The organism is Geobacillus sp. (assembly GCF_017515625.1).
Taxonomy (GTDB): Bacteria; Bacillota; Bacilli; order Bacillales; family Anoxybacillaceae; genus Geobacillus; species Geobacillus stearothermophilus.
This window is the reverse complement of sequence record NZ_JAFWFM010000005.1, coordinates 1-8,835: the sequence shown is the minus strand read 5'-3', so window position 1 is coordinate 8,835 and position 8,835 is coordinate 1. Positions and strand designations below refer to the sequence as shown.

9 protein-coding genes are annotated in these 8,835 nt (G+C 53.9%); all 9 read left to right on the top strand.

All coding sequences use genetic code 11. The features are described 5' to 3' along the window. Positions 1 to 162 precede the first annotated feature (162 nt). The 9 genes from IKE44_RS00480 (at position 163) to IKE44_RS00440 (ending at position 8,806) form a co-directional block, all read left to right on the top strand. Positions 163 to 936 carry an enoyl-CoA hydratase gene (locus IKE44_RS00480; protein ID WP_049626566.1) on the top strand — a complete coding sequence of 258 codons (774 nt, stop codon included), beginning with the start codon at positions 163 to 165 and terminating at the stop codon, positions 934 to 936. Between the two features lie 112 nt (positions 937 to 1,048). Next, complete coding sequence (locus IKE44_RS00475; RefSeq protein ID WP_483299803.1) at positions 1,049 to 1,759, top strand: electron transfer flavoprotein subunit beta/FixA family protein; 711 nt, start codon at positions 1,049 to 1,051, stop codon at positions 1,757 to 1,759. A gap of 179 nt (positions 1,760 to 1,938) precedes the next feature. Continuing rightward, a complete protein-coding gene (gene trxA, locus IKE44_RS00470) occupies positions 1,939 to 2,256 on the top strand; it encodes a thioredoxin (protein ID WP_033014362.1) in 318 nt (105 codons plus the stop codon). A 202-nt stretch (positions 2,257 to 2,458) separates the two neighbouring features. After that, positions 2,459 to 3,664: a hypothetical protein gene (locus IKE44_RS00465; protein WP_287464675.1), complete on the top strand. Its 1,206-nt coding sequence runs from the start codon at positions 2,459 to 2,461 to the stop codon at positions 3,662 to 3,664. Between the two features lie 205 nt (positions 3,665 to 3,869). Further along, positions 3,870 to 4,814, top strand: coding sequence for an NAD-dependent epimerase/dehydratase family protein (locus IKE44_RS00460; RefSeq protein ID WP_033014381.1), 945 nt, complete (start codon positions 3,870 to 3,872; stop codon positions 4,812 to 4,814). Further along, positions 4,804 to 5,736 carry a lysylphosphatidylglycerol synthase transmembrane domain-containing protein gene (locus IKE44_RS00455; RefSeq protein ID WP_033014359.1) on the top strand — a complete coding sequence of 311 codons (933 nt, stop codon included), beginning with the start codon at positions 4,804 to 4,806 and terminating at the stop codon, positions 5,734 to 5,736. The genes IKE44_RS00460 and IKE44_RS00455 overlap by 11 nt, the downstream gene beginning before the upstream one ends. Then, a complete protein-coding gene (locus IKE44_RS00450; RefSeq protein ID WP_152968876.1) occupies positions 5,733 to 7,193 on the top strand; it encodes an alkaline phosphatase family protein in 1,461 nt (486 codons plus the stop codon). Before IKE44_RS00455 ends, IKE44_RS00450 begins: the two co-directional genes overlap by 4 nt. Continuing rightward, complete coding sequence (locus tag IKE44_RS00445; protein WP_033014358.1) at positions 7,190 to 7,951, top strand: glycosyltransferase family 2 protein; 762 nt, start codon at positions 7,190 to 7,192, stop codon at positions 7,949 to 7,951. The genes IKE44_RS00450 and IKE44_RS00445 overlap by 4 nt, the downstream gene beginning before the upstream one ends. A gap of 93 nt (positions 7,952 to 8,044) precedes the next feature. Continuing rightward, a complete protein-coding gene (locus IKE44_RS00440) occupies positions 8,045 to 8,806 on the top strand; it encodes a hypothetical protein (protein WP_049624958.1) in 762 nt (253 codons plus the stop codon). The last annotated feature ends 29 nt before the right edge of the window (positions 8,807 to 8,835 follow it).

The window sequence follows — 8,835 nt, the reverse complement described above, 5'->3', positions numbered from 1 at the left end:
TCACTCCTTTGTTTTGGCTGTTGGGTGTCGTTACCTCAATGATGGCCGAAAACAACGGGGGTGGCAAGCTTTTTTTCTTCCAACCGTTGAAACTCAAGGGAAAACCGTGAGTGTGGAGGATAAACTTTTGACAATACCAAAGGCAGAAAGGGGAGAGGCTTCATGAATTTTTTTCGCGTAGCGAAAGAGGAGTTCGTCGCCGTCGTGACGTTTTCGCGGTCGCCGGCGAACGCTCTTGTATCCACTGTTTTGAAAGGGCTTTCAAACTTGTTGGACGAGCTTGAGACCGACCCGGACGTGCGCGTCGTGTTGCTTCATGGCGAGGGGCGGTTTTTCTCAGCCGGCGCCGATATTAAAGAATTCACGTCCATCGCTTCCGTCGAGGAGGCATCCGGCTTGTCGCGCAACGGCCAACTCGTGATGGAGCGGATCGAACGCTTTTCCAAACCAGTCATTGCGGCGATTCACGGCGCCGCATTAGGCGGTGGGTTGGAGCTGGCTATGAGCTGTCACATTCGTGTGGTGGCGGAAAACGCCAAACTCAGCCTTCCGGAGCTGCAGCTTGGCCTCATCCCTGGATTTGCTGGAACGCATCGGCTTGTGCGCTACGTCGGCTTTGGCAAAGCGCCGGAAATGATGTGGACGAGCGAGCCGATCACCGGACTCGAAGCGGTTGAATGGGGGCTTGCCAACAAGGCGGTGCCGGAAGAGCGGCTTCTTGATGAAGCCAAAGCGTTGGCGAAAAAGATTGCCGCCAAAAGTCCGCTTTCCGTTCGGGCGGTTATTGAGTTGCTTAACGCCGCCAAGGAAAAAACGTTCGTTGAGGCCGTGCGCGAGGAAGCGGAATGGTTTGGCCGCGTGTTTGGATCCGAGGATGCAAAAGAAGGCGTGCAGGCGTTTTTGGAAAAACGGCCGCCCGTCTTTAAAGGGAAATAATCTTTGTCAATATCTGAATGTTGGAACGTGAAACAATGTTCAATCAAACCGAGGAGGGAACGACATGAACATTTTTGTGTTGATGAAACGCACGTTTGACACGGAATAAAAAATCTCCATCGTCAACGGCAAGATTAACGAGGAAGTGGCAGAATTCAATCCGTACGACGAATACGCTATTGAAGAAGCGATTCAAGTGCGCGACAAACACGGCGGCGAAGTGACGGTCGTCACCGTCGGCAGCGAAGAGGCGGAAAAAGAACTCCGCACAGCGCTCGCCATGGGGTGCGACAAAGCGGTGCTCATCAACATTGACGATGATGTCGAAGAACAAGACCAATATACGACGGCGAAAGTGCTCGCTGAATACTTAAAAGACAAAAACCCGGACTTGATTTTAGCCGGCAACGTCGCCATTGACGGCGGCTCCGGCCAAGTCGGCCCGCGTGTGGCGGAATTGCTCGGCATTCCATATGTAACGACGATCACAAAGCTCGACATTGCCGACGGCGGCAACGTGACGGTCGTGCGCGATGTCGAAGGGGATGAGGAAATCATCGAAACGTCGCTGCCGCTCCTTGTCACCGCTCAACAAGGCTTGAACGAACCGCGCTATCCGTCGCTGCCGGGGATCATGAAAGCGAAAAAGAAACCGCTTGAAGAGCTAGAGCTTGACGATTTGGACCTCGACGAAGACGATGTTGAAGCGAAGATGAAAACGATTGAAGTGTTCTTGCGCCGAAGCGGGCGACGTCATCGCCGTCGAAGAGGCGGGCGGCAACATCGTCTTTACCCGTCCGATCTACTCCGGCAAAGCGTTTGAAAAGAAAAACTGAAAGTGCATTCGTAATGAATAACACGGGCGGCTGCAGCCGTCCGTTTTTTTGACGGATAAATTCCGCGGCAAAAGCGAATAGTAGAAACGAAGCAAAACATTCGCGCCGACATGCATTCCATGGTATACTTTGCTTGCAGCATTCAAGAAGATGGGAGGGAATCCATATGGCGATTGTCAACGCCACTGACCAAACGTTCGCCGCAGAAACGAAAGACGGCCTCACGCTCGTTGACTTTTGGGCGCCATGGTGCGGACCGTGCCGCATGATCGCTCCGGTGCTGGAAGAGCTTGACCGTGAAATGGGCGACAAAGTGAAAATCGTCAAAGTGAATGTCGATGAAAACCAAGAAACAGCGTCGAAGTTCGGCGTCATGAGCATCCCGACGCTGCTTCTGTTCAAAGATGGCCAACTTGTCGACAAAGCGATCGGCTACCAGCCGAAAGAGGCGCTTGTGCAGCTGGTTGGCAAACATGTGTCATAACGGAGAAAGAAGGAAATCCAGAGGGGAAGAAGCCTCTGGATTTCTTTATTTAAGGTGTGATCAGCTAGGAAAAGAGGATTTTCAGCAAGAAGGGAGTCCTCTCTTTTTCATCATGTGTTGACATTGAAATTCATTTTCTCTTATAATCTTATTGTATTGATATTGATTATCATTTTTTGGATGTGTGAACGGGGGATACATAATGTCATTAAAATGGAAGTGGCTGGCCTTGTTGGCCGCCGCGGCGTTGGCGCTTGGCGCGTGCGGCCAGAGCAAACAGACGGCGGGAACAGAAAAAGAAAGCAGCAACCAAACGGCTGTGGAAAAACAAGAAAAGCCGAAAGAGGAAGAGAAGACGGAGAACGAGAAGGAAGAAGCGGAAGTCGATTATGCGGGAGCGTTCAGCGAAGCGCTCGCGGAGCTTGAGAAGGCGAAGCAAGGCGGGGCGGTCGACTTCAGCAAAGTGGAGAGCATCTACAAAGAAAAGCTGCAGCCGCTTGTACAAAAACGTGACGCGGAATTTGAAGATACGCTTGACCAACATATTACCAACGCACTGGCCGCCGGCAAAGACGGGTCGCTTGAGCCGTTGGTTGTCAAGCAAATTTTTGACAAGCTGATGCAAAAAGTGTTTTACACGACGATCAAGCATGAGTTTACCGAAGCAGAAGAACATTGGGCCAATAAGGAAGAAGTAAAGGAAGAGCTTGAGGAAGCCAAAACCTTTTACGCGATTTTGCAGTCGACCGTGGAAAAGCGCGATGCGGCTTACGGAACGAAGTTGGTTGACGCGATCAACGGGGCGTTTGCCCAAATGGAGCAAGCGGTCCAAAACGATGATGCGCTCTCATTTGCCCTCGGTAAGCAAGTCGTGGACAAAACATTGATGAAAACATTCTATTTAGCGAGCGGAGCGCTGCCGCACGGCTATGCGGCGAAGGCGGCGGCTGCGGCCAAGGAAAACGCCGAAGAAGCCAAAGTGGAGCAGGCGGAAGGCTGGGCGTTTTATCAGTCCGTCTATCCGTATATGAAACGGCATGCCGCGGAGGAGGCGGACTACATTTTGAAACAGTTTGACCTGCAAACCGATGTCAAAATGCTCGATCCGAAAGCGGTGAACCATGCGTTCGTGCGCGGATGGGCGAAAGTGGCGCTTCATGAATATGAAGAAAGCAAAGAAAATTGGGGGCAAGACAAGTCGGTGATCACCGCCTTAGAAGGCGCGCTCTTTATTAACATGATCGAACAGGATATCAAAACGCTGCTTGGCGACAAAGCATACACCGACTTGAACGAACAGGCGACACGCTACCTAGAGGCGGCAAAGGCAAAAAACAAAGCTGAGGGTGACAAATGGCTGCCGCAAATCGAGGCTGCGCTTCAGCAAGTGATCCAGAAAGCGAACTAAATGATCAGCAAGGGTGTCCGGCGCGGCGCCCTTTTTTGCAGGCGTCCATCCGGAGCGAAGGCAGCGATGGCTGGGCTGCCGCTTGCCTCACCGAGCCAAGGCGGGAAATGAAAACATTTGGTTTTTGCCGATTGGCCACGACGTTCCCCGACGGTTTATGGTAAGATGCTAATGGACAATGGAATTCGATGATGAGGTGAAGGCGATGAAAGTGGTGGTGACCGGGGGAGCCGGATTTATTGGCAGCCATCTAGCCGCCCGGTTAAGCGGACTCGGATATGACGTGGCTGCAGTGGATTGTTTTCATCCATATTATTCTGCTGAACGGAAAGAGCGGCAGTTTCAGACGCTCACCGGCGGCCGGGTGCCGCTTGTCCGCTTGGATTTGCTTGATGGGGAGCGAACGAAAAGGTGGCTGGTCGAGTTTCGCCCCGATGTCGTCTACCATTTGGCGGCGCTGCCGGGCGTGCCGTATTCCCTCGAGGAGCCGCTCGCGTATATCGATTATGACATCAAAGCGACGGTCAATGTGTTGGCGGCGGCGGGGGAAGCGGGTGCGGCGCACGTGCTGTTTGCCTCATCGTCATCGGTGTACGGCGACCGAGGCAATGTGCCGCTCCGGGAAGAGATGGCTGACGGCCGCGTCGTGTCGCCGTATGCGGCGGCGAAATACGGAGCGGAATCGTTTTGTCATGCCTATGCCCATTTGTATAGCTACCAAATGACGATTTTCCGCTATTTCACCGTTTACGGGCCGTGGGGTCGTCCGGATATGGCGATCGGCACGTTTTTGCGCCGATTGCTGGCGGGCGAGGAGATTGTCGTGTATGGCAAGGGGACGGCGCGCGATTATACGTACATCGATGATATTGTGGAGGGCATGATCGCAGCACTTCACCGCAGCGGCGGGCGAAGCGAAGTGTTCAACTTGGGCGCCGGGGCGCCCGTCACCATGGAGCAGCTGCTCGCTGAGTTGCGGAAGCACTTTCCCGATCTGAAAATCGTGCACGCGCCGGAGCGGAAAGGCGATGTGAAAGCGACATGGGCGGATATCACGAAGGCGGAGCGGGCGTTTGGTTACAAGCCGAAGGTGGCGTTTGCCGAAGGGCTCGCCCGCACGGTGGCGTGGGCGCGCGAATATGAGCGGTAAACCGGCGGCTAAAGCGGCGTTGCAAGCAGCTGGGCTCGCGCTTCTTTTCTTTTCCGCTTGGTTGACATACCGCTGCTTTGACGGCCGGCAGATGCTCCATCATCTATCCAGGATAGTCAGCCGCCCGATCGAGATGGCTGCCGCTGCTTTCGTATATGGCTTGTCGTTTTGGCTGCGGGCGTGGGCGTGGAAGCGATATGTCGGAAAGCCAATCGCCTTCTCTGTTTATTGGCGTGCCGTGCTGCTTAGTTTGTTTGTTAACCATCTAGCCCCAGTGAAAATCGGTGATGCTGTGCGTATGGCTTTGCTTGCCCGCCAGCCCGGTGTTTCAGCCAGCGAGGCCATTGAATCGGTGGCGGTGATGCGGCTCCTTGATATGGCGGTGCTTGGTGGATTGACTGTCATTGGGATGTATGCGTATATGCATTACATTCCCCGCATTTCTCTCTTGGCAGCGGCCGTTGCGGCCGGGTTCGTGCTGACCGTGATCGTGTTTCGCCGTCCGCTCCGCCTCGATCGGTTATGGCGGCGATGGCGGAGCGTATTTCACGGCTGGAGCGGCGCGGCGATGGTCGGGGCGGTGGCGGCGAGCTGGCTGTGTGAGGCGGCCGTCATTGGCGTGATCGCGAAAGCAGTCGGCATCCCGCTTTCCTTTGGACAGGCGGTGTGGGCAAACAGCGCGACCGTTTCCGGCCAGATCGCCCAAGTCGCCCCCGGCGGGATCGGAACATACGAGGCGGTGATGGCGTTTGCGTTGACCCGGCTCGGCGCACCGTGGGAGAAAGCATATGCGGCGGCAGTGTTGACCCATGCGTTTAAGTTTTTGTTTTCTTACGCCGCTGGTGCCGCGGTATTGTGGTTTTGGCGGTCCGACTGGCAGATGGTGCGGGGTGTATGGAAAAAGGAAAGGGAGAAGCGATGAAACAAGCATCACGATTCGAAAAAATCGCGGCGCGCTGCTGGAATTTGCTGAATGAAGGAAAGCCGTTTACGCCGATTTTTGTCGCGGGAACGATGACGATCTACCATGCCGCTGATTGGATGGGCGGCTCATGGGGATGGATGCTTGGTCTGGCGGCGGCGCTGCCGCTGTTTGTCATCTACTATGTCTATGATTATCCGCTGTTTTTGCGCAATTATTTATGGATCCCTTATGTCGTGTTTCTCATCGTTTGGTCGTTCGCTGATGCGTCGTTGTTGTTGTTGGCGTCGGGGCTTTACTTTTTCTTTACCGTCTTTTTTTGGGGGACGCTGTATTACCATTTGCGCATCGGCACGTCGTGGTGGAATTTCACCCGCTTTTGGAAGCTGGTGTTGAAAAACAGCGATTCGACGAGCGGCAACGCCCAAGAGCAGCTGCCAAAATGTTTTCTTCTTTTGTCTGTATGGGAATACGCTTCGCAGCAGATCGATCAAGGAGCGGCTTTGGCGCCGCTGTGCGGGGCGCTTTGGCTGTTTGCCGCTGGGGTGTGGCTGTTTTCATGGATTTTGCATCGGAATTTGTTCGACTGGCAGCCGGAGATCATTCCGACTTATACAAACAATGTGCCGAGTCCAACCGTGCCGATCAGTGACAAAGTGTATGTCATCGTGATTGATGGCATGCGCAAAGACCGGTTTGAAGCGGCCAACGCCCCGTTTTTGAAACGGTTGCGCGCTCAAGGGACGGAATTTGCGCAAATGGAAACCGTCTATCCGGCGCGCACGGTCGTTTGCTTCACCTCGATGCTGACGGGGACGTATCCGTTTGAGCACGGCATCCGGTCCAATATGGTATGGAAGCTTGGGGCAAAAGTGGAGACGATTTTCGATTCGCTCCGGAAAATCGGAAAAACCGGCCGCTTGCTTGGCATCGCTCATTTGGTCGATTCGTTCGGCGACGATGTCGAAACGGTGACGGCCGTCATGCCGAACGACCTCGCCGACCGTTATATCATCGAGCGGGCGAAACGCATCGTCGAGGAACAAAACCCGGATTTGCTTGTCGTACAGTTGATCGCCACCGATCAGACCGGCCATAGCCGCGGTGTGCTGTATGACGAGTATATCGAAAAAATTGAAGAAGCCGACGCGTTGATCGCGGAGTTTGTCGGCTGGCTTGAGGAACGGGGCGAGCTCGAGCGCGCGACATTGATTGTCTGCGCCGACCATGGCCAAGCGGATGGCATCGGCGGCCACGGCCACCTCGATGAAGGGGAGCGGTATGTGCCGTTTTTTTTATACGGCCCGGCGATTGAAGCAGGAAAACGAGTCGATGAGAAAAAAAGCCTCGTTTCGCTGGCGCCGACGATCGCCTATTTGCTTGGCGCTCCGTATCCGAGCCATAGCCGCGGTCCGGTTTTGATCGAAGCGATGCGAAAGAAAGGAGGAGAGCGATGAAGAAGCAGCGCGTCATCGTCTTTTTGCCGGCGCACAATGAAGAAGAAGCGATTGGGGAAGTGATTCGCCGCATTCCGCGTCATTTCCATCCCGATGTAGAGGTCAGCGTCTTGGTCATTGATGACGGGTCAACCGACCGGACTGCTGAAGCGGCGCAAGAAGCGGGAGCGGACTACATTTGCCGCTGGCCGGAAAACCGCGGCCTCGGTGCGGCGGTGCGGCGAGGGCTTGAAGAGTGTGTCCGTCTTGGCGCGGATATCGGCGTGATGATCGATGCCGATAACGAATATCCGCCGGAACAAATTCCTGACCTTTTGGCGCCGATTTTCGCCGGTGAGGCCGACTATACGATCGGCTCGCGCTTTCTTGGCACGATTCGCGGCATGAAATGGCACCGCCGCCTCGGCAACTATGCCTTTACGTGGCTGCAGTCGCTCCTGCTCGGCCAGCGGTTGTATGACGGGCAGTCGGGGATGCGTGCGTTTTCCCGCCAAGCGATGGAAGAGGCGGAAATCATCCACGATTACAATTACGCCCAAGTGTTGACGCTCAACTTAGTGCGCAAAGGGTTTCGACTAAAGGAAGTGCCGATCCGCTACCAAGTGCGGACGACCGGCCGTTCGTTCATCAAGTTCACCGCCTATATGACCGCGGTCATCCCGGCCATCTGGAAGGAAATGCGCCGCCCGGTAACAAAAGCGGTCATTGACCGAAAAGCGCATCTGCTTTCTTTGGAGCGGGAGCGCCATTGTTCGTGAGGCGGCCGCCTTGGGCCGCCGGCCATTTTTCCCAATATTGACAATGATGGTGATAATGATTATCATTGATCTTGATGGAGGGGGATCAGAAACGTGAAAACATCCCGTTTCTTTTTTTACATAGCAGTGATCATTATTCTCAATCTCATTCCGCTGAAAGCGTTCGCCTATTCGTATGGAGATCCGAACAAAGAAGCGGTTGCTGAGGCGTATAAAGAGATGAAAGAAAAGTTGAACGAGCAGCCGCCGAACTTTGCCGCAGCGAAGGAAATTTTCGGAACCATAAAAGAAGAAATCGACATGCATATGGGACCTGAGCCGTCCAAGGCCGTGCTTGCAGCCATCGAAGCGAAGGACCGCCAGGCGGTGATCAAAGATATGGAAAAAATTTTAGTGCTCAATATCGCCCGACGTTTGGACAATATTGAGGCGAACTTTGATCAGTACGACACGAGCAAGCGGCTGTTGGCGAAGGCGTTTGCGACGTATGAGGCGCTGTCGCCAATCATCCAAGGGAAAGACCCTGCGCTTGACAAACAGCTGCGCACCGAGTTTGACAAGGCTCTGCAGTCGCTTGGCAACCCGGGGTTATTTGGCGTCGGCGAGAAAAAATCGGACATCAATGCGTTTAAAAAAAGCAAAGAGACTATTTTAACCGTGCTGCAACAACAATTCGGTTTGAAAAGCTTAGAAGTTGGCCATTTTTCGGACAGTGCTACAGAAAAACCGGATGAAGTGAAAAAAAAGGAATGGACGGATTTGTCGAAATCAAAAAACTGGATTCCTCTCATTATCATCGTTGCGATCATCATTGGCACTGCCTTGATTTATGTGCGACGTCGGAAACGGGCTTAGTTTACATGTGGGTAGCGTCAAAAGTTCTA